We start from the raw sequence: 20,095 nt of genomic DNA, 5'->3' as shown, positions 1-20,095 counted from the left end.
CCTCACTGACCGTTCTGCTGGGAGCCCGGCGTGGTGCCGGGGGCGTCGTCCGACGCGACATCGGTGGCCGTGCTCGCGTTCGTCGCGGTCGTGGCGTCCGTGTCGGCCTGCTTCATCGCGATGGCGCGGCGGTCGATCCGGATCGTGGTGCCCTCGGCGACCTCGAGCCAGGCGCTGGCGTCGTCGAGGTGCTGGACCGTGCCGTAGATCCCCGACGACGTGACGACGCGGTCGCCGACGTTGAGCGCCGAGCTGAAGTCGCGCATCTGCTTCATCCGCTTGTTCTGGGTGAAGAACAGCCAGCCCAGCAGCAGCAGGGGCAGGGCGAAAATCAGCAACGAGAAGGTCCCGTTGTTGTTCATGTCAGCTCAGTCCTTCGTGTCTTCGTCCGGTCGGTGCACATGCGCGCCACGCCCGTCGATCGGGTCGGATGTCGCGTCAACGACCAGGGGCACCGGATGGTGCCGCGGCAGCGGCGATGGTGCCCGCAGGAGTCTACGTGCGCCGGTGCAGTTTGTCAGACCGACTCGGGCCGTTGTGACGCGGGCGCGGGTCACGTTTTGGTCGCACTCGACAGGCGCCGGAGCGGCCCGACTCAGCCGTCGAAACGGGCTCCGCCGGCCTCGTCGATGGGCAGCGTGGCGGTCCACAGGGCCTGCGAGTCCAATGGCGGGGTGAGCCCCAGGTGCTCCCATGCGAGGCCCGAGGCGGCGCGTCCGCGTGGCGTGCGCACCATGAAGCCCTCACGCACGAGGTAGGGCTCGGCCACGGTCTCGACGGTGTCGGGCTCCTCCCCCACGGCGACGGCCAGCGTCGACAGGCCGACGGGGCCGCCGTTGAAGCGGCGGCAGAGCGCCTCGAGGACGGCGCGGTCGAGCCGGTCGAGGCCGCGCTCGTCGACGTCGAAGAGCTCGAGGGCCTGGCGCGCTGCGGTGTGGGTGACGCGGTCCTCGCCGTGCACCTGGGCCCAGTCGCGCACCCGGCGCAGCAGCCGGTTGGCGATGCGCGGGGTGCCTCGGGACCGCAGCGCGATCTCGCGGATGCCGTCGTCGTCGGCGTCGAGGCCGAGCAGGCGTGCCGACCGGTGCAGGATCGTCACGAGGTCGGCGGCGGCGTAGTAGTCGAGGTGCCCGGTGAAGCCGAAGCGGTCGCGCAGCGGGGCGGGCAGCAGGCCGGCTCGGGTGGTCGCGCCGACGACGGTGAAGGGCGGCAGCTCGAGCGGGATCGCCGTGGCGCCGGGGCCCTTGCCGATGATGACGTCGACGCGGAAGTCCTCCATGGCGAGGTAGAGCATCTCCTCGGCCGAGCGGGACATCCGGTGGATCTCGTCGAGGAAGAGCACCTCGCCCTCGGCGAGGCTAGAGAGCACCGAGGCGAGGTCGCCGGCGTGCTGGATCGCGGGCCCGGACGTGATGCGGATCGGCTGCTCGAGCTCACCGGCGACGATCATCGCGAGGGTGGTCTTGCCCAGCCCCGGAGGTCCGGAGAGCAGGACGTGGTCGGGCGGGGTGCCGCGCCGCTTGGCGGCCTTGAGCACGAGCCCGAGCTGGTCGCGCACGCGCGTCTGGCCCGGGAAGTCCTCCAGCCGCTTGGGACGCAGCGCCGCCTCGACCTGCCGCTCGTCGGTGTCGCCGGCGGCGTCGACGATGCGAGCCGTCGCGTCGAAGGAGCCGTCGTCCCAGACGTCCGGGGCCTGCTCGAGCTCCCACGAGCGGTCGACGCTCATCGGCCGAGCTCCTGCAGGGCCGCGCGCAGCAGCGCGGACACCCCGGCGCCGTCGGCCGCGAGCGGCGCGACCTTGTCGAGGGCGTCGTCGGCCTGACGAGCGGTCCACCCGAGGCCGACGAGCGCCTCCCGGACCTGCTCGCGCCAGGCCTCGCCGGTGTCGAGGTGCACCGCCTCGGAATGGCCGGCCGAGCCCGGCAGCGCGCCGAGCTTGTCCTTGAGCTCGAGGACCATGCGCTCGGCCCCCTTCTTGCCGATGCCGGGCACCTTGGTCAGCGCGACGAGGTCGCCGGTGCCGAGGGCCACGCGCACCGCGTCGGGAGAGTGCACCGCGAGCACCGCGAGGGCGAGCCGCGGGCCGACGCCCGAGACCGTCTGGACCGTCTCGAAGACGTGCTTCTCGTCGTCGGTGGCGAAGCCGTAGAGCGTCAGGGAGTCCTCGCGCACGACGAGGCTCGTGGCGAGCTCGGTGGGCTGCCCCAACCGCACGGACGTCGCCGTGGCGGGGGTGGTGTGGACGAGCATGCCGACCCCGCCGACGCCGACGACGACGGAGTCGAGGCCGACCTTGAGGACGGTGCCGGAGAGCGAGGCGATCATCGGGGCTGGGCTCCAGGGTGCGGGGGTAGCGGTCGGGTGGTCCGGGCGGCGTTGCCGGGCTGGGCGGAGGCGGCACGCAGCCGCTGCACGGGTGGCGCCGCACCCGGGGGCACCCGACGGGGTATGCCGCTCCCCCGGTTGCCGGTGCGGGCGAGCACCTCGAGCCGCGCCTCCTCGAGACGGCTCTGGGTGCCCCCGCGCCACACGTGGCAGATCGCGAGCGCGAGCGCGTCTGCGGCGTCGGCGGGCTTGGGTGGCGTGTCGAGTCCGAGCAGCCGGGTCACCATCGTGGTGACCTGTGCCTTGTCGGCCCGCCCGCTGCCGCTGACCGCGGCCTTGACCTCGGTCGGGGTGTGCAGGGTGACCGGCAGGCCGAGCCGTTCGGCGATGATCATGACGATTCCCGTGACCTGCGCGGTGCCCATGACGGTGGAGACGTTGGTGTCGGCGAAGACCCGCTCGATGGCGACGGCCTCGGGACGATGCCGGGCGAACCACTGGCGCATCTCGTCCTCGACCACCACGAGGCGTCGCGGCGTGGGGTCGGTGGACGGGGTGCGGATGACGCCCACCTCGACGAGGGAGAGCTTGCGACCCGGGACGCCGTCGACGACGCCGACGCCGCACCGCGTGAGCCCGGGGTCGACCGCGAGGACGCGCACGGCATACCTCCAGGTCTGTGGGCGGGGCGGACGATCCGAACAGGTGTTCGGGACAACGCTAGCCGCGCTCCCCCGAAAGCACGGGAGGCACGCCGGTCCCGGCGTGCCTCCCGTGCTGCGGCTGGCGCCGGCTCGTGTCGGCTCAGTCCTCGTCCTCGTCGAGCTGCGCGAGCACGTCGTCGGGGATGTCGCCGTTGGCGAAGACGTTCTGCACGTCGTCGCTGTCCTCGAGCGCCTCGATGACGCGGATCATCTTGCGCGCACCGTCGAGGTCGAGCGGGACCTGCAGGTTCGGGACGAACGACGCCTCGGCCGACTCGTAGTCGATGCCGGCGTCCTGGATGGCCTTGCGGACCGCGACGAAGTCGGTGGCCTCGGAGATGATCTCCCACGTGTCGCCGTTGTCGTTGACCTCCTCGGCCCCCGCCTCGAGCACGACCTCGAGGATGTCGTCCTCGGAGCCGGCGTCCTTGAGGACGGTGACGACACCCTTGCGGTTGAAGACGTAGGACACCGAGCCCGGGTCGGCGAGCTGGCCGCCGTTGCGGGTCAGGGCCGTGCGCACCTCCGCGGCGGCACGGTTGCGGTTGTCGGTGAGGCACTCGATGAGCACGGCGACGCCGTTGGGGGCGTAGCCCTCGTACATGATCGTCTGCCAGTCGGCAGCGCCCGCCTCGGCACCCGATGCGCGCTTGACCGCGCGGTCGATGTTGTCGTTCGGGACCGAGGTCTTCTTCGCCTTCTGGATGGCGTCGTAGAGCGTCGGGTTGCCCGCGGGGTCGGCGCCGCCCTGGCGGGCCGCGACCTCGATGTTCTTGATGAGCTTGGCGAAGAGCTTGCCGCGCTTGGCGTCCTTGGCCGCCTTCTGGTGCTTCGTGGTGGCCCATTTGGAGTGGCCGCTCATGCAGTGTCCTCGCGTTCCGGTGACTGGCGTGCACCCGACTGCTGGAGTCGGTGCGCTCTGACGATCGAGACGAACTCGGCGTGGATCCGGCGATCGGCCCCCACTTCAGGGTGGAAGGACGTGGCCATGAGGTTGCCCTGCCGGACCGCGACGATCCTACCGGCGGCTGCGCCCTCGCTCACGCGGGCGAGCACCTGGACGTCCGGACCGGCCTGCTCGGCCCACGGTGCGCGGATGAAGACGGCGTGCACGGTGCCGGTCGAACCCGGCGGCGTCGCGTCGCTCCACGCGTAGTCGAGGTCCTGCTCGAAGGAGTCGACCTGTCGGCCGAAGGCGTTGCGTCGCACGGTGATGTCGAGCCCGCCGAGCGTCTGCTGGTCCGGCCGGCCGTCGGCGATGCGGTCGGCGAGCATGATCATGCCGGCGCACGAGCCGTAGACCGGCAGCCCCTCGCGGATGCGGCGCACGAGCGGCTCGCGCAGGTCGAAGGCGCGGACGAGCTTGTCCATCACCGTCGACTCACCGCCGGGGATCACGAGGCCGTCGACCTGCTCGACCTCCGCCGGGCGGCGGACCGTGACGGCCTCGGCCCCGAGGGCGGTCAGCGCCGCGAGGTGCTCGCGCACGTCGCCCTGGACGGCGAGGACCCCGATCCGCGGTCGCCCACCGGCGTCGCCGGTGTCGCCGACGCCACCCGTCGGGTCGTCGGCCTGCGGCGGCGGGGCGGGACTCGGGGGCGTACCGGTGGTCGTGGTCGTGCTCACCGGTCAAGCGTAGAGCGCCGGCGTCGAGGCCACGGCCACGGGTCGGCGGACGGGAAGCGTCTGGTATACGAGACGGCAGCGGGACCGGCCCTGACGTCGGCGGGACCCGAACGGATACGTTGCGCCCATGACGACGGTGCACACCCACGACGACCTGATCGCCCGCGCTGCGGAGTCCGACGACGCCTCACCCCTGCGCGGTGCGCGAGAGCTCTTCTCACTCCCCGACGACGTCATCTACCTCGACGGCAACTCGCTCGGTGCGCTGCCCAGGGCCGTGCCCGCGGTCGTCGACGACGTCATGCACCGCCAGTGGGGCGAGCGGCTGATCCGGTCGTGGAACGAGGCCGACTGGTGGGGCGCGCAGACCCGCGTCGGCGACATCGTGGGGCGGCTCGTCGGTGCCGCACCGGGCCAGGTCGTCGTCACCGACTCGACGTCCGTCAACCTCTTCAAGGCCGTCATCGGCGCGGGACGCCTGCGGCCGGGGCGCACTGTGGTGCTCACCGACCCCGACTCGTTCCCGACCGACCTCTACATCACCGAGTCCGCAGCCGCGCTCGCCGGCCTGGAGGTGCGCCGGGTGCACCCGCGTGACGCGGTCGCGGCCATCGCCGAGGTCGGCGACGCCCTGGCCCTCGCGTCCTACTCGAGCGTCGACTACCGGACGGGCGAGCTGTGGGACCTGCGCGCCGTCACCGAGGCCGCCCACGCGGTGGGCGCGCTCGCGTGCTGGGACCTGTGCCACTCCGCGGGGGTCATCGAGGTCGACCTCGACGCGGGAGGTGCGGACCTGGCGATCGGCTGTGGCTACAAGTACCTCAACGGCGGGCCCGGCGCCCCGGCGTTTCTCTACGTCGCGACCCGCCACCAGGACGACTTCGACCAGCCGCTGACCGGCTGGCAGGGTCACGCCCACCCCTTCGAGATGCGACCCGACTACGAGCCGGCGCCCGGCATCACGCGCGCCCGGGTGGGCACCCCGCCCCTGGTGTCGGTGCTCGCCCTCGAGGCGGCGCTCACGGCATACGACGGCTACTCCCCCGCCGACGTGCGTGCGGCGTCCCTGTCGGTGACGGGCACCTTCATCGAGGCGCTCGACGCCCTCGGCGTGGACCTCCCCCTCGCCACGCCGCGCGACCCCGAGCGGCGCGGGTCGCAGGTCTCGCTGCGTCACCCGCAGGCCTTCGCCGTCGTGCAGGCGCTCATCGCCCGCGGCGTCATCGGCGACTTCCGCGAGCCCGACATCATCCGGCTCGGCTTCGCACCGCTCTACGTCACGCACGTCGACGCGGTGCGGGCAGCCGTGCACGTCAAGGAGGTCCTCGACGGGCGCGAGTTCGAGCGCCCGGAGTTCGCCGAGCGCGGCGCCGTCACCTGACACGTCGTGCTGCGATGATCCTGCGCCCGGTGGGGTGATCACCACACCGGACGCAGGATCATCTGCCGTTCGATCCCGGTGACAGTCGGCGCAGTGCCGGCCGCACCAGCACGTCGACGTTGTCACTCCACTGCTCCGCCGACCCGACGCCCCTCGGCAGCGCGCGCACCTCCGGGTCGCAGATGCTCTCGGCGAGCACGTCGACGACGCCGGCGCGCACGCCCCGGTAGGGCCGGTCCCAGAACGGCTCGACCGGGTCGTCGACGGTCGGCAGCCCGACCTCGGACTGCAGGTGGTTGAGCCGGCGCAGCGCGTCCACGAGAGCCTGCTCCCGCTCGCGCCAGTCGCCCGCGGCCAGGGCCTGCTGCAGGGGCGCCGTCACCGCGCCCGCTCGGGGTAGCCGCGCGAGGCTCGTGCCGAGCCACTTGGCGTAGGGCGGCCACCGGCGTTCGAGGTGGTGGCCGAGGTGCATGGCGACGCCTGCGAGCCGGGCCGCGACCACGCGCGACCCGAGGTCGTCGCCGCGCTCGCCCGCGCGGCCGACGAAGGGCAGCTCCTGCGCCAGGCGCGCCCAGTCGGTGGCGACGACGTGGCGCCACAGGTCGTCGGGGTACCACTCGAGCCGATGGCGTATGCCGGCCAGCTCGCCCGTGCCGTCGACGAACACCTCGCCGGCGGTGACCTCCAGGACGGCCTGCCCGGTCAGCGAGAGCCAGTCGGGGACCGACAGGTCGGTCCTGGGGTCGAGGCCGAGGCGGGACACGCCCAGGTCTCGGGTCGTCTGCACCTGCACGCGGTGGCGGCGGGTCGGGTCCCACGTCGTCGCGAACCGCACCGGGTGGCCGGCGAAGGAGTCCGGCAGGTGCTGGGCGAGGAGGTCGTCGACGTCGCCGACCAGGTCAGGCGGGACCAGGAGGTTGAGCCGCAGGCCCCAGTCGTGGTCGCGCGACATCGCGTCGTCGAGGCCGAGGACGTCGGAGCCGCTCCCGAGCCGCGCGGCGGCATACGCCAGCCCAGGCAAGCGCCCCTCGACGACGGGACGCACGACGTCCTCGAAGTACGACCGCGACAGCTGGGCACCGGTGGGGCTCACGCCCCGATCGTGCCAGCATCCGCCCGACCCAGGAGCGCCGGACGTGCGTATGCCGCCGCGCCCGGTGGGGCACGATGGCATACGTCAGCGGGTGGCTGGGTGGCCGGAGGTCACCAACCGCGCTCGGCGAGCCGGTGCGGCTGCGGGATCTCGTCGACGTTGATGCCGACCATCGCCTCGCCGAGGCCGCGGGAGACCTTGGCGATGACGTCGGGGTCGTCGTGGAAGGTCGTCGCCTTGACGATGGCCTCGGCGCGCTGGGCCGGGTTGCCCGACTTGAAGATGCCGGAGCCGACGAACACGCCCTCGGCGCCGAGCTGCATCATCATGGCGGCGTCGGCGGGGGTGGCGATGCCACCGGCCGTGAAGAGCACGACGGGCAGCTTGCCGGCCTCGGCGACCTCCTTGACGAGCTCGTAGGGGGCCTGGAGCTCCTTGGCCGCGACGTAGAGCTCGTCGGGGCTCATCGAGCGCAGGCGGTTGATCTCGGCGCGCAGCGTGCGCATGTGCGTCGTCGCGTTGGAGACGTCACCCGTGCCGGCCTCGCCCTTGGAGCGGATCATCGCCGCGCCCTCGGTGATGCGGCGCAGGGCCTCGCCGAGGTTGGTCGCGCCGCAGACGAAGGGCACCGTGAACTGCCACTTGTCGATGTGGTTGGCGTAGTCGGCCGGGGTCAGCACCTCGGACTCGTCGATGTAGTCGACGCCGAGGCTCTGGAGCACCTGGGCCTCGACGAAGTGGCCGATGCGGGCCTTGGCCATGACGGGGATCGAGACGGCCTCGATGATGCTGTCGATCATGTCGGGGTCGCTCATGCGCGACACGCCGCCCTGGGCGCGGATGTCGGCGGGGACCCGCTCGAGGGCCATGACGGCGACGGCGCCGGCGTCCTCGGCGATCTTGGCCTGCTCGGCCGTGACGACGTCCATGATGACGCCGCCCTTGAGCATCTCGGCCATGCCGCGCTTGACGCGCGTCGTGCCGGTGGAGCCCGCTGCCTGCTGGTCAGCCGCGGGCGTGCTGCCCGTGGTCGGGGTGGTGCTCACGATGTCCTGCTTTCCCGTGATCTGGGTGTTGGGGTTGCCTCAAAGCGTAGGCCCACGAGGTGGCCGCCCACGACCGGGCCCTGGACCGCGCACGACCGGGTCCGGTCGGTGGCGACGTGCTGTGATACGTGTCAGGCGACGGTGAGGTGCTCAGGTGACTCGTCGTTGAACTCGACGGTGTGCGGCAGCGGCGTGTAGCCGGCGAGGTGGAAGAGCCGGATCGTCCACTTGCGGCGCACGCGACGCACGTCGGTCACCGCGTCGTTGTGGAAGCGCCGGGCGAGCTGGACCCGCAGGCACGCCGACGACAAGCGCGCGAGCACGTCCTCACCCAGCGCGGTCGAGCGCAGCGAGCTGACGGTCTCGGGGGTGAGCGCGAGGTCGAGGGCCTCGGTGAGGTCGTTCTCGGCCAGCTCACGGGCCTCGCCGTGCTCCGACGGCGCCTCGAGGGACTCTGCCGCGGCGTTGGCGAGGATGAGGGAGGTCGCACCGTCGAGCAGCCCGCTGTTGGCGAGCTCGACGGCCGCCTCGGCCCGGCGCACGAGCCGCGCGTCCAGCGCGGCCAGCGTGCCGCTCAGCCGCACGTGCAGACGGTCGAGCCGGGCGGCGGTGTAGGAGAGGTACCAGGCGATGACGACGAGGACGAAGAGGACCGCGAAGACCCACGAGAGGATCTCGCTCATCGGGCACCCCCGCGCAGGAACCGGTTCCAGCGACCCTGCGGCTGCCAGTCGGCCGCCGCGCGTCCCTCGATGACCGTCTCGTAGACGGCGAGGATCTCGTCGGCCACGACCGACCAGTCGAACAGGCGGGCACGGCGCTGGCCGGCCTCTGCGAGCTCGGCCCGCCGGTCCGGGCGGCGGAGCAGGTCGACGAGCGTCCGCGCCAGGTCGTGCGGGTCCTCGTTGGCGAACATGGCGCCCGCCGTGCCGCCGTCGAGGACGCGGGAGAACGCCGAGAGGTCGCTGGCGAGCACGCAGGCACCGGCGCTCATCGCCTCGATGAGGATGATGCCGAAGCTCTCGCCCCCGGTGTTGGGCGCGACGTAGACGTCGACCGACGCGAGGAGCGAGGCCTTGTCGTCGTCGGAGACCGACCCGAGGAACTCGCACGCGGCGGCGACCTCCGGCGGCCAGCCCTCGGTCACCTCCTCCGGGTCGCCGGGTCCGGCCACGAGGACGCTGAGGCCGGGCACCGAGCGCAGCACCTCGGGCAGCGCGGCGGCGAGGACCGGCAGCCCCTTGCGCGGCTCGCCCATCCGGCCGAGGAACGCGATGGTCGGCGACGCGGGGGTGCCGATCCACGCCGAGCGGCGTGGGGCCTCGGCGAACCGGTCGACGTAGACGCCGTTGGGGATGACGACGGCGTCGCCGCCGACGTGGGTCGTCACGGTGCGGCGGGCGTCCTCGCTCACGGCGATGCGGCCCGAGATCTTCTCGAGGCTCGGCCGGATGATGGGGTATGCCGTCTGCATCGTCCGCGACCGCAGCATCGAGGTGTGGAAGGTCGCCACGATCGGCCCCTCGGCCGCCATGAGGGCCAGCACGCTGATGCTCGGGGTGACGGGCTCGTGCAGGTGCAGCACGTCGAAGTTGCCGGCATCGAGCCACCGGTTGACCTTCGCGGCCGTCACCGGCCCGAAGTTGAGCCGCGCGACCGACCCGTTGTAGCGGACGGCCGTGGCGCGCCCGGCGGAGGTGACGTAGTCGGGCAGCTCGGTCTCGCTGTCGGCCGGCGCGAGCACCGACACCTCGTGGCCCTCTGCGATGAGGTGCTCGGCCAGGTCCCGGACGTGGAACTGCACTCCGCCGGGCACGTCGAACGAGTAGGGGCAGACGATCCCGATCCTCACGACGTCGCGCCTGCGACGGGCTCCGACGCCGCGGGGGCCGCCGGAGCTGAGGCGGCCGAGGCGGAGGGCATCACGGGCGCGGCGAGGTCGTCGACGAAGACCCGCTGCAGCATGTGCCAGCTCGACGTGTGCTCGCGAATCGTGACGGCGAGGTGGTCGGCGCACTGCTGGATGAGGTCCGCCGCGCGGACGGCCGTGGTGCCCTGCACCCGCGGCACGAGCCGTTCGCTGAACTCGATGACCGTGCGGTGGCCGCCGAGCCCCTCGCCCGCGGGCGCCGGCTCGTACCAGATCCGGGCTGCGTAGAGCGGCGCGCCGGTCATGAGCGACAGGACCGCAGGCCCCTTGGCCATGCGGGCGCGGTGCCCCAGCAGGTCGACCTCGACCCCGCCGTTGGTGAGGTCGCGGTCGGCGGCGAGCGCGATGATCCGGCCACCGCCGCGAGCGGCGTCGAGGAGCCCGTGGAACGGGTCCTCTCCCCCGGTCAGCGGGATGATGTCCATGTCGATGCTGCGCCGGAAGGCGACGAACTCCTGGAAGACCTCCTCGGGCTTCAGCCGCTCCGCGACCGTCGTCACCGGCATGAGGTTGCCGGCGGACCAGGCGGCCGCGAGGTCGAAGTTGCCGAGGTGGCCCACGAACGCGATGACGGCCTCGCCGCGGGCGCACAGCTCGCGGACCTCGGCGTCGCCGCGCACGACGACCGCGCCGTCGACCTGCGCCCGCGAGAGCGACGGGAGCCGGAAGGCCTCGCAGTAGTAGCGCATGTACGAGCGCATGCCCTGGCGCACGAGCGTGTCGAGCTCGGCCTCGGACAGTTCGGGACGCACCCGCGCGTAGTTCGAGCGCAGTCGTCGGATGCCCTTGCCGTCCCGCCGCACCGCGACGTCGGCGACGCGGTCGAAGAGGGCGTATGCCGCCCGCTCCGGGAGGGCGCGTACGACCGACCACCCGAGCTTGAAGCCGAGGACGCTCACCGCGTCCGTCGCCCGGCGGGGCAGGCCGGTCACGCGCCCACCTCACCGGAGGCGAGTGCCTGACGGCGCACGGTCAGCATCCGCTGCAGCACGGTGACGAAGCTGGCGACGGCGAGCAGGCCCAGGACGACGCCGAGCAGGACGGTCGAGCCGAAGAGGTCGGCGAAGAAGGCCGCGACGAGCACGGCGACGAGCCGGTCCGCACGCTCGGCGATGCCGACGTTGGCGGTGTAGCCGAGGCCCTCCGCCCGTGCCTTGGCGTAGGACACGACGCTGCCGAGGATGAGGCAGCTGAGGGCGAGCCCGGCCATGAGCTGGTTGTTGCCGCGGCCGGCGTAGTAGAGCACGAGGCCACCGAAGATGGCGGCGTCGCCCACACGGTCGAGCGTCGAGTCGAGGTAGGCGCCCCACTTGCTGGACCGGCCGGACTCGCGCGCCATGATGCCGTCGACGTTGTCGGAGAAGACGAAGGCCGTGATGACGAGCACCCCGACCCAGATCTCGCCGCGAGGGAAGAAGGCGAGCGCTCCGACGCACACCCCGAGTGTGCCGACGATCGTGACGATGTCGGGGCTGATGCCGAGCCGGAGGAACAGGTGGGCGATCGGACCGAGGATCTTGGTCATCGACGCGCGCAGGAGTCTGTTGAGCATGGTGGCAACAGCGTACTGACCACGCGGGGGTGCGAGGCCCCCGCGCTCGGGTCGTGGCGCGTCGCGGCGTCGGGGACCGCTCCTCGTGGGCGGCTGTGGTCAGTCGCTGGGCCAGGCCGCCACGAGGCGGGCGCGGGTGTCCTCGAGGAGCACGGGCAGCGCCTTGGTCTGGGCGATGATCGGCAGGAAGTTCGAGTCGCCGCTCCACCTCGGCACGATGTGCTGGTGCAGGTGGGCCGCGACGCCGGCCCCGGCGACGGCGCCCTGGTTCATGCCGAGGTTGAAGCCGTGCGGCTCCGACGCGGCCTGGAGGGCGCCGATGGCCTGCTTCGTCAGGGCCGTGAACTCGGTCGTCTCCTCCTCGGTGAGGTCGACGTAGAGGGAGACGTGGCGGTACGGGCAGACGAGGACGTGGCCCGGGTTGTACGGGAAGAGATTCATCACGACGTAGCAGTGCTCGCCGCGGTGGACGATGAGTCCCTCGGCGTCCGGCTTCTGCGGAGCGGCGCAGAACGGGCAGCCGTGGCCGGCCGCCTCGGTCGGCTTGTCTCCGAGGATGTACGCCATCCGGTGCGGCGTCCAGAGCCGCTCGAAGCCGTCCTCGACGTGGGCGAACTCGGCCGCCGACTCGGTGCCACTGCCCTGGGTCGTCATGGTGTCAGATCCTAGGGCGGCCCCGGGTCGGCTCCCCTCGAGGGCTTCGGGAGGGCTCGGCGAGCCTCCGTTGCAGTCCCGTGCCGCAGCGTGTCGATTTCACGCGAGCCCCGAGATTGGGTTCAATGGAGGACGGGCCCTGCGGTGTGTGAGACCGCAGGGCCTTCGTCGTCCCCCGGCTCGGGTGCACGTCGCGGCCGGTCGAGACGAGGCGGGACAGGGCATGACGGGGCGCGACGGGGCAGGACGGGGCAGGACAGGGAACGACCCTGCGGGTGTGAGAGCCGCAGGGCCGGCGACCTGGGACCCGTCCGGCGCGGTCGGGCGCCGGCACGGCAGGAAGGTGAAGGCCCGGGAAGTATGAGTTCCCGGGCCTTCCTCTTCGTCATCACCGAAGTGATTCGGAAGCCGTTCCGCCGAAGCGGTTCGGTACTTCAGTTGTAACCCCGCCCGAGCCGTGGCGCAACCACTTCCGCGAAACTTTCTCCCCTCGAGCGCTCTCCTCCGCGGCTTGCTCCGCCTCGGCCGGGAACCTACCGTTCGGCTGTGCCCACCCCGGACGACGCATACCCCTACCTCAGCGATGTCGTGAAGGCCCTGACGGGCGCCGACCTGCCGCTGCCGATGCCGATGTTCGGCCTGCTGGTGCTGGTGGCGCTCGTCGCCGCCACGTTCGTCCTGCGCATCGAGCTGCGTCGCCGCTGGTCCGGCGGCGAGCTCGGCGGTCCGGCGTCGCTCGAGCAGCTCGACGAGCTCACGACGACCTTCGCGGCCGCCATGCTCCTATCGGGCATCGCCGGCGCCAAGCTCTTCTCGCTGGCCGAGGACCCGGGCGCGGTGCTCGCCGACCCGGTGGAGCAGGTCTTCAGCAGCAACGGCTTCAACATCATCGGAGGCCTGGTCGTCGCGACCGCGGTGGGCGTGGTCATCTTGCGCCGCAAGCGGATCCGGGTCGCCCCGTTCCTCGACGCAGCCGCTCCGGCCCTGATGCTCGGCTACGCCGTCGGGCGCATCGGCTGCCAGGTCTCGGGCGACGGCGACTGGGGTGTCGCCGCCGACCTCGCCGACAAGCCCGGGTGGCTGCCGTCGTGGCTGTGGGCCCAGCAGTACGAGGGCAACATCCTCGGGGTGCAGATCCCGGCCCCGGGCGTGCACCCGACGCCGATCTGGGAGACGGCGATGGCGCTCGTCCTCTTCGGGGTCCTCTGGGCGCTGCGGCGCCACCCGTACCGGGCCGGCTGGCTGTTCAGCCTCTGGATCGTGCTCGCAGCCGCCGAGCGGCTCGCCATCGAGCCCTTCCGGGTCAACGAGCTGCACGGCCCCTTGGCGCTGAGCCAGGCGCAGTACCTCTCCGCCCTCTTCCTCGTCGTCGGCCTCGTGTGTCTGCTCCGCCTCCGGGCCCGGCGCGCGACGGCACCGGACCCGGAGGCGGACGAGACGCGGGAGCCTCAGCCGAGCGAGACCGCGTAGACCTCGAAGCGGTCGTCGCCCGGGAGGGTGATCGACTGGAGCTGCCTGGCCGGGTCAGCGGCCACGGTGGTTCCGAAGAGCTGAACCGGCGGCCCGTCGACGCCTGAGCCGCCCTTGATCCGGTGGTCCATCGCGATGGCCACCGCGTTGCCGTTGTGCCCGCTCCCGGCGGCCCAGTCGGTCAACGAGATCGGCACCGACTGCACACTGCCGTCGGTGTAGGTCAGGCGCAGCGCCGTGGACACGTCGCCGTTGTGCGTCGAGCCGATGACGTGGATCGAGCTGCGGCTCGCCGCCGGCACGAGCAGCGTCTGACCGCGCCCCTCGACGAAGTTCGCCGTCGTGCCCGAGGTCACCGGAGCGGCATACGACACGCCGTTCCAGTCCCACGTGCCCGCGGCTGGGAGCAGCGCGGCGTCGTAGCTCCACCCGCTGTTGTCGAAGTTGCCCTCGCTCGGAGCGGCGACCGTCGCCGTCCCGTCGTGGTTGCGTGCCGGGGCGAGGTCAACGGCGCAGCCCGTGGCGCCCGAGACGCAGGACAGAGCCTCCTGGAGCTGCACGGTGACGGTCCGCGTCACGGGTTCGACACCGGGCGCCGAGGCCGTGACCCGCACCTCGTGGGAACCGGTACCGAGCCCTGCCGGCAGCGCGAGGGTCACGGGCACCGACGCGCTCGCCGGGACGCCGTTGCTGCGCAGCACGGTCGACCCCTCGCCGCTCGCGCCCACCTCGGCGGACCAGCCCTGCGGCGTCGTGACGTCGACGGTGACCGGCAGGCTCTTGGGAGCCTGGCCGACGAGGTCGACGGACAGTCGTGCCTCACGCGCTCCCGTCGGGACGACGACCGGGTTGGGGCGCGCCGTCATCGACAGCGACAGACGCGGGTCGCGGCTCGCCTGGACCGCCGACGGCGGCACGTCCGCGGGGGTCGTGCCCCAACGGCTGGGCGTCGTGCCCACGGTGTGGGCGAGCGTGCCGCCCTGACGCAGCGCATCCCAACCGACCCAGCTCTTCGTGCTCTTCGCGCCGTTGACCGTCAGGGTCTGGACGTAGCGCCGGTCGTCGGAGACGCCGGGTGCCGTGATCGTGAGGGCACCGCCCTGTCCGGTCCGCACCGACGTCGGCGTCGCGACGTCGATGTCGACGCGCTCGAACTGCGGCGAGCTGACGACGAAGTAGTTCGCGCCGCTCATCGTCGGGTAGAGGCCCCACGACGAGAAGACGTACCACGCGGACATCGTGCCCAGGTCGTCGTTGCCCGTCATGCCGTCGGCCCCGTCGGTGAAGAGCGTGAACGCGGCGCGGGCCACGGTCGCGATCTTCGCCGGCTGCTGCACCCAGGCGTAGGTGTAGGGCGCGAGCAGGTCGGGCTCGTTGTTCGGGTTGTACGTCGGCTTGCTGTAGTAGGCGTAGGTCGCCTCGATCCAGTCGGTCCGGGCGGTGCCGGCCGGGTCGATGAGCAGCTTGTCGTAGGCGAAGAAGTCGTCGAGGCGCTTCTCCGTCGTCGCACGGCCGCCCATGAGCTTCACCAGACCGGCCGGGTCCTGCGGGGCGAGCCACTGGTACTGGTAGGAGCCGCCCTCGTGGAAGGCGTGCGAGGCCTCGACGGGGTCGTACGGGTCGAGCCACGTGCCGTCGCTCATCCGCGGACGGAACGACTGCGTGTCGGCGTCCCAGAGGTTCTTGTACCAGCCGCTGCGCTCGGTGAGCATCGACGCGTCGGCGGTGTGGCCGAGGCCCTTGGCCATGAGGGCGAGCGAGGCGTCGGCCGCGGAGTACTCCATCGTCGCGGACGCCGGGTGGGCGCAGTCGTCGTCACCACCGTGCGAGACGCAGTCGGTGCCGACCCGCAGGCCGAACGGGATGTACCCGAGCTTCTCGTACCAGTGCTGGCCGGATCGCCCGTTGTACTGGCTGTCGGCCGGCGGCTGCTCGGTCGCGTTCTGCTTGAGCAGCGCGTACGCCTCCGCCTCGTGCCCGGCGAGGAAGCCCTTGCTCCAGCCCTCCACGAGGAACGGCGTCACGGGGTCGCCGGTCATGATGTTGGTCTCGCTGTTGACGAGGGCCCAGCGGGGCAGCCAGCCGCCCTCGCGCCCGATGGCGAGCACCGAGAGGTAGGAGTCGCGGGCGACGTCGGGGGCGAGCACCTCGAGCAGCTGGTTCTGCGGCCGGTAGGTGTCCCACAGCGAGAAGTTCTGCCGGGGCGTGTAGCCGTCGGCGACGTGGTTCTTCCCGTCCCAGCCGTGGTAGCGCCCGTCGACGTCCGAGGCGAGGTTCGGGTGCATGAGCGAGTGGTAGAGCGCCGTGTAGTACGCCGTCCGTCGCTCGTCGGTGCCGCCCGTGATGCGGGCCTTGCCGAGCTCGGACTCCCACCGCTGCGTCAGGGCGGCACGCGTCGCGTCGAAGTCGAAGCCGTCGCCGGTCTCCTTGGCGAGGTTGGCCCGCGCGCCGTCGGCTCCGGTGTAGCTGAGGCCGACCTTCATCGTCACCGAGGTCGTGCCGTCGGGGAACGTCAGGGCAGCGCCGTTGCCGCCGGCCTTGGTCGACGCGTCACGCGCGCCGGCCGTCAGGGTGGAGCCGCTCCAGGTGCCGAACGAGCTGAAGGGCCGGTCGAACTCGGCGCGGAAGTAGACCGTGTGCTCGTCCTTGCCCGCGCAGAAGTTGCCGTCGTGGATGCGGCCCTCGACCACGCGGTCGCCGATGACGTGCACCTCCGAGTCGAAGACGCGCATGTTGGCCTTGCCCGTGTTGAGCAGGACGTTGGCGGCCTTGTCGGCCGGGAAGGTGAAGCGCTGCCACCCGGTGCGGTCCGTCGCCGTCAGCTCGGCCTGGACGCCGTAGGCCGGCAGGCCCACGCGGTAGTAGCCGGGGCTCGCCTCCTCGTCGGAGTGGGAGTACGCCGACGCGTAGCGCGACGAGTCGACGCTCGTGATGGCGCCGCTCGTCGGCATGACGGGCAGCTCCCCGACGACCGGACAGCCCACCCCGGACAGGTGGGTCTGGCTGAAGCCGTAGATCGACTTCTGCGAGTAGTCGTAGCCACCCTCTCCCCCGGTGTCCGGGCTGACCTGGACCATCCCGAACGGGGCGCTGGCACCCGGGAAGGTGTTGCCGTTGTCCTGGGTGCCGATGAACGGGTTGACGGAGCCGACGAGCGGCTCGGCGGCCGCGGCCGTCGGGGGTGCGCCTGGGGGCAGCACGGGCCCGAGGGCGGTGGCGGCGAGGACGACGGTGCCGAGCGAGCGGAGCACGGTGCGCATGGACGTTCCTTCTGGGGCGACGACGGTGTCCTTCCCGAGACTCGTGTCGTCCGGTGGGACGGGCAACCCGAGACGCCTGTCCTGTCCGATGGACGCCGGACATCGGACAAACAGGTCGTATGCCGTGTCCCTCCTCCGCGCCCTCGGCCACCCCGCGGTCCGCATCTGACGGACGGCCTCGTACGCTCGCGACGCGACCGCTCGGGTCGCCGACAGACAGGGGTACCACTTCCATGCTCACCACCAGGGTGCTCGCCGCCCTCCTCTGCACGCTCGCGGTCGCGGGCTGCTCGACCTCCGGGACAGGCCAGGCCACGCCCTCGGCCTCGTCGCCCGCGTCGGCCACATCGACCGCCTCTGCCACCGCGGCGGAGACGGCAGACGGCCCGGGCGGGTCGCCGTCGACGGTCGTCTTCGACGACGCCGACGTCCCCGTCGCCAAGAAGCACTGCGAGGCCTACGTCGAGCTCAACCGTCGCGTCCACGCCCAGGGCCAGAAGGACGTCGCGGACAGCGCCGCGTGGATGGCTCTCCACGACGAGGCGACCTCCCAGAAGGAGCAGGCGCCGGACAAGTTCCGGGGCCTCTACGCCGTCATCGAGCTGTGGACGCTCGAGCTGAGCGACACCCGCGACGGGTCGGTGTCGGCCGACACCAAGTCGAGCCTCGGCGCGGCTGTCATGGGCAACGCCGGCGTGTGCACCGCGGCCGGGGTGACGCTGCCGATCCTCTGACGACCACTGCAGCGCGTAGCGAAGGAGCCCCCGCCGACGACGTCGGCGGGGGCTCCTCTCGCGTCACCACACGGCATACGCCGTCGTGGCGGGTGCGACCTCAGACCTGGGCGCGGCTCTCGATCGCCGCGACGATCTCGGCGATCGCGTCGTCGACCGGGACGCCGTTCTTCTGCGAGCCGTCGCGGTAGCGGAACGACACCGCGCCGGCGGCGCGGTCCTCCTCGCCCGCGATGAGCGTGAAGGGCACCTTCGACTTGCTCGCGTTGCGGATCTTCTTGGGGAAGCGGTCGTCGCTCGCGTCCAGCTCGACGCGAACTCCCTTGCGCCTCAGGCGGTCCAGCACCTCACCGAGGTAGTCGGCGTAGTCCTCGGCCACCGGCACGCCGAGGGCCTGGACCGGGGCCAGCCACACCGGGAACGCGCCGGCGTAGTGCTCGACGAGCACGCCGAGGAAGCGCTCGATCGAGCCGAACTTCGCCGAGTGGATCATGACCGGCTGCTGGCGTGAACCGTCGGCGGCCTGGTACTCGAGACCGAAGCGCTCGGGCTGGTTGAAGTCGTACTGGATCGTCGACATCTGCCAGGTGCGTCCGATGGCGTCACGCGCCTGCACCGAGATCTTGGGGCCGTAGAACGCGGCGCCGCCCGGGTCGGGCACGAGCTCGAGACCGGACGCCGTGGCGACCTCCTCGAGCACCTTGGTGGCGGCCTCCCACTGCTCGTCGGAGCCGATGAACTTCGAGGACTTCTCGCCCTCGGTGTCACGGGTGGACAGCTCGAGGTAGAAGTCGTCGAGGCCGAAGTCCTTGAGCAGCCCGAGCACGAAGTCGAGCAGGTGCTTGATCTCGGAGGGGGCCTGCTCGGCGGTGACGTAGCTGTGCGAGTCGTCCTGCGTCATGCCGCGCACGCGGGTCAGGCCGTGCACGACGCCGGACTTCTCGTAGCGGTAGACGCCGCCGAACTCGAAGAGGCGCAGCGGCAGCTCGCGGTACGAGCGCCCGCGCGACTGGTAGATGAGGTTGTGCATGGGGCAGCTCATCGCCTTCAGCTGGTACTTCGCGCCCTCGAGCTCCATCGGGGGGAACATCGTGTCGGCGTAGTACGGCAGGTGCCCGGAGGTGTGGAACAGCGCCTCCTTGCTGATGTGCGGCGTGCCGACGTAGGAGAAGCCCTCCTCGATGTGCCGACGGCGGACGTAGTCCTCCATCTCGCGCTTGATGACGCCGCCCTTGGGGTGGAAGACCACGAGGCCGGAGCCGAGCTCGTCGGGGAAGCTGAAGAGGTCCATCTCGGCGCCGATGCGGCGGTGGTCGCGACGCTCGGCCTCGGCGAGGCGGTCGAGGTACGCCTTGAGCTCGTCCTTGGTCGGCCACGCGGTGCCGTAGACGCGCTGGAGCTGCGGGTTCTTCTCGGAGCCGCGCCAGTAGGCGGCGGCCGAGCGCATCAGCTTGAAGGCGTTGCCGATGAGCTTGGTGCTCGGGATGTGCGGCCCGCGGCAGAGGTCGCCCCAGGCGCGGGTGCCGTCGCGGCGGATGTTGTCGTAGATCGTCAGCTCGCCGGCCCCGACCTCGACGCCCGCGCCCTCGGCGGCCTCGTCGGCGTTGCCGCCCTTGAGACCGACGAGCTCGCACTTGTACGGCTCGCCCTTGAGCTCCTCGAGCGCATCGGCGTCGGTGACGACGCGACGGGAGAACGTCTGCCCCTCGTTGATGATCTTCTGCATGGCCTTCTCGAGGGCCTTGAGGTCATCGGGGTTGAACGGGGTCTCGACGTCGAAGTCGTAGTAGAAGCCGTCGCGAATCGGCGGGCCGATGCCGAGCTTGGCGTCGGCGTGGAGCGACTGGACTGCCTGGGCGAGCACGTGGGCGGTCGAGTGGCGCAGGACGGCGAGGCCGTCCTCGCTGTCGACGGTCACCGGCTCGACGGTGTCGCCGTCGCCGAGGACGTGGAAGAGGTCGCGCAGCTGACCGTTGACGCGCGCGACGACGACGGCGCGGTCACCCTCGAAGAGCTCACCCGCCGTCGTCTGCTCCGCGACCGATCGCTCGCTTCCGGCGACGGTGACGGTGATCTGTGCAGACACGGTTGGTGCTCCTCGTTCGACAGGACCCGGCGGCGGGCGACGGGTCGTGGGTGTGAGCCGCTGGGTGCGGCTCGGCAAGGGTATCGAGACACCGGCAGGACGGGCGACGCGGTTTGGCTGTCGGCGCCCCTTGACCGGGCATGAGCGGGCATGAGCGGGCCATGAGTGGGGCCCCAGTGGGCTCGAACCACTCCTCCGACCGCACCTCCGAGCGGATACTGGTGAGCCGCCGAG

18 protein-coding genes are annotated in these 20,095 nt (G+C 71.9%); 3 read left to right on the top strand and 15 right to left on the bottom strand.

Annotated features, from left to right (window positions below):
• Positions 1-2: 2 nt before the first annotated feature.
• The 6 genes from yajC to pdxT all read right to left on the bottom strand — a co-directional run bounded on the left by yajC (position 3) and on the right by pdxT (position 4,544).
• Positions 3-362 carry a preprotein translocase subunit YajC gene (gene yajC, locus IEY30_RS02970; RefSeq protein WP_030146154.1) on the bottom strand — a complete coding sequence of 120 codons (360 nt, stop codon included), beginning with the start codon at positions 360-362 and terminating at the stop codon, positions 3-5.
• A 233-nt stretch (positions 363-595) separates the two neighbouring features.
• Positions 596-1,726: a Holliday junction branch migration DNA helicase RuvB gene (ruvB, locus tag IEY30_RS02965; protein ID WP_030146155.1), complete on the bottom strand. Its 1,131-nt coding sequence runs from the start codon at positions 1,724-1,726 to the stop codon at positions 596-598.
• Complete coding sequence (gene ruvA, locus IEY30_RS02960) at positions 1,723-2,325, bottom strand: Holliday junction branch migration protein RuvA (protein ID WP_030146156.1); 603 nt, start codon at positions 2,323-2,325, stop codon at positions 1,723-1,725. The genes ruvB and ruvA overlap by 4 nt, the downstream gene beginning before the upstream one ends.
• On the bottom strand, positions 2,322-2,987 hold the full coding sequence (ruvC, locus tag IEY30_RS02955; protein WP_030146157.1) for a crossover junction endodeoxyribonuclease RuvC: 666 nt from the start codon (positions 2,985-2,987) through the stop codon (positions 2,322-2,324). The genes ruvA and ruvC overlap by 4 nt, the downstream gene beginning before the upstream one ends.
• Before the next feature lie 142 nt (positions 2,988-3,129).
• Positions 3,130-3,891 (bottom strand): YebC/PmpR family DNA-binding transcriptional regulator, encoded by a 762-nt coding sequence (locus IEY30_RS02950; RefSeq protein ID WP_030146158.1) that lies wholly within the window; start codon positions 3,889-3,891, stop codon positions 3,130-3,132.
• A complete protein-coding gene (gene pdxT, locus IEY30_RS02945) occupies positions 3,888-4,544 on the bottom strand; it encodes a pyridoxal 5'-phosphate synthase glutaminase subunit PdxT (RefSeq protein WP_052358257.1) in 657 nt (218 codons plus the stop codon). The genes IEY30_RS02950 and pdxT overlap by 4 nt, the downstream gene beginning before the upstream one ends.
• Before the next feature lie 238 nt (positions 4,545-4,782).
• Here pdxT and kynU point away from each other — a divergent pair, with 238 nt between their 5' ends.
• A complete protein-coding gene (kynU, locus tag IEY30_RS02940; RefSeq protein WP_030146160.1) occupies positions 4,783-6,036 on the top strand; it encodes a kynureninase in 1,254 nt (417 codons plus the stop codon).
• 58 nt (positions 6,037-6,094) lie between these two features.
• Here the strand turns inward: kynU and IEY30_RS02935 are convergent, their stop codons facing one another.
• The 7 genes from IEY30_RS02935 to IEY30_RS02905 form a co-directional block, all read right to left on the bottom strand.
• A complete protein-coding gene (locus tag IEY30_RS02935; protein ID WP_030146161.1) occupies positions 6,095-7,129 on the bottom strand; it encodes a DUF4037 domain-containing protein in 1,035 nt (344 codons plus the stop codon).
• Positions 7,130-7,239: 110 nt separating this feature from the next.
• Positions 7,240-8,175, bottom strand: coding sequence for a pyridoxal 5'-phosphate synthase lyase subunit PdxS (pdxS, locus tag IEY30_RS02930; RefSeq protein WP_030146162.1), 936 nt, complete (start codon positions 8,173-8,175; stop codon positions 7,240-7,242).
• Between the two features lie 131 nt (positions 8,176-8,306).
• Complete coding sequence (locus IEY30_RS02925; protein WP_030146163.1) at positions 8,307-8,858, bottom strand: hypothetical protein; 552 nt, start codon at positions 8,856-8,858, stop codon at positions 8,307-8,309.
• Entirely contained in the window at positions 8,855-10,027 is a 1,173-nt protein-coding gene (locus tag IEY30_RS02920) for a glycosyltransferase family 4 protein (RefSeq protein ID WP_030146164.1), read from the bottom strand. The genes IEY30_RS02925 and IEY30_RS02920 overlap by 4 nt, the downstream gene beginning before the upstream one ends.
• Positions 10,024-11,037 (bottom strand): phosphatidylinositol mannoside acyltransferase, encoded by a 1,014-nt coding sequence (locus IEY30_RS02915; protein WP_052358089.1) that lies wholly within the window; start codon positions 11,035-11,037, stop codon positions 10,024-10,026. Before IEY30_RS02915 ends, IEY30_RS02920 begins: the two co-directional genes overlap by 4 nt.
• Positions 11,034-11,657 (bottom strand): phosphatidylinositol phosphate synthase, encoded by a 624-nt coding sequence (pgsA, locus tag IEY30_RS02910; protein WP_030146166.1) that lies wholly within the window; start codon positions 11,655-11,657, stop codon positions 11,034-11,036. Before pgsA ends, IEY30_RS02915 begins: the two co-directional genes overlap by 4 nt.
• Before the next feature lie 99 nt (positions 11,658-11,756).
• Entirely contained in the window at positions 11,757-12,311 is a 555-nt protein-coding gene (locus IEY30_RS02905) for an HIT family protein (RefSeq protein ID WP_030146167.1), read from the bottom strand.
• A 546-nt stretch (positions 12,312-12,857) separates the two neighbouring features.
• Between IEY30_RS02905 and IEY30_RS02900 the strand changes: the two genes are divergently transcribed.
• Positions 12,858-13,781: a prolipoprotein diacylglyceryl transferase gene (locus tag IEY30_RS02900; protein WP_229674806.1), complete on the top strand. Its 924-nt coding sequence runs from the start codon at positions 12,858-12,860 to the stop codon at positions 13,779-13,781.
• Here IEY30_RS02900 and IEY30_RS02895 read toward each other — a convergent pair.
• A complete protein-coding gene (locus IEY30_RS02895) occupies positions 13,760-17,041 on the bottom strand; it encodes a GH92 family glycosyl hydrolase (protein WP_030146169.1) in 3,282 nt (1,093 codons plus the stop codon). The two genes, IEY30_RS02900 and IEY30_RS02895, sit on opposite strands and share 22 nt — an antisense overlap.
• Positions 17,042-17,274: 233 nt before the next feature.
• On the opposite strand from IEY30_RS02895, the gene IEY30_RS02890 reads away from it, so the two are divergent.
• Positions 17,275-17,775 (top strand): hypothetical protein, encoded by a 501-nt coding sequence (locus IEY30_RS02890; RefSeq protein WP_030146170.1) that lies wholly within the window; start codon positions 17,275-17,277, stop codon positions 17,773-17,775.
• Between the two features lie 100 nt (positions 17,776-17,875).
• On the opposite strand, the gene thrS is transcribed toward IEY30_RS02890, so the two are convergent.
• Positions 17,876-19,861 carry a threonine--tRNA ligase gene (gene thrS / locus IEY30_RS02885; protein ID WP_030146171.1) on the bottom strand — a complete coding sequence of 662 codons (1,986 nt, stop codon included), beginning with the start codon at positions 19,859-19,861 and terminating at the stop codon, positions 17,876-17,878.
• Positions 19,862-20,095: the final 234 nt, after the last annotated feature.

Source organism: Terrabacter tumescens, assembly GCF_014646815.1.
GTDB classification, from domain to species: domain Bacteria; phylum Actinomycetota; class Actinomycetes; order Actinomycetales; family Dermatophilaceae; genus Terrabacter; species Terrabacter tumescens.
The sequence above is the reverse complement of the archived record's forward strand: the minus strand, read 5'-3'. Positions and strand labels throughout refer to the sequence as shown.

Bases quoted from the DNA above. Each gene is read 5' to 3' on its own strand.
- yajC (WP_030146154.1), bottom strand. From the start codon at position 362: ATGAACAACAACGGGACCTTCTCGTTGCTGATTTTCGCCCTGCCCCTG.
- ruvB (WP_030146155.1), bottom strand. From the start codon at position 1,726: ATGAGCGTCGACCGCTCGTGGGAGCTCGAGCAGGCCCCGGACGTCTGG.
- ruvA (WP_030146156.1), bottom strand. From the start codon at position 2,325: ATGATCGCCTCGCTCTCCGGCACCGTCCTCAAGGTCGGCCTCGACTCC.
- IEY30_RS02950 (WP_030146158.1), bottom strand. From the start codon at position 3,891: ATGAGCGGCCACTCCAAATGGGCCACCACGAAGCACCAGAAGGCGGCC.
- kynU (WP_030146160.1), top strand. From the start codon at position 4,783: ATGACGACGGTGCACACCCACGACGACCTGATCGCCCGCGCTGCGGAG.
- IEY30_RS02925 (WP_030146163.1), bottom strand. From the start codon at position 8,858: ATGAGCGAGATCCTCTCGTGGGTCTTCGCGGTCCTCTTCGTCCTCGTC.
- pgsA (WP_030146166.1), bottom strand. From the start codon at position 11,657: ATGCTCAACAGACTCCTGCGCGCGTCGATGACCAAGATCCTCGGTCCG.
- IEY30_RS02905 (WP_030146167.1), bottom strand. From the start codon at position 12,311: ATGACGACCCAGGGCAGTGGCACCGAGTCGGCGGCCGAGTTCGCCCAC.
- IEY30_RS02895 (WP_030146169.1), bottom strand. From the start codon at position 17,041: ATGCGCACCGTGCTCCGCTCGCTCGGCACCGTCGTCCTCGCCGCCACC.
- IEY30_RS02890 (WP_030146170.1), top strand. From the start codon at position 17,275: ATGCTCACCACCAGGGTGCTCGCCGCCCTCCTCTGCACGCTCGCGGTC.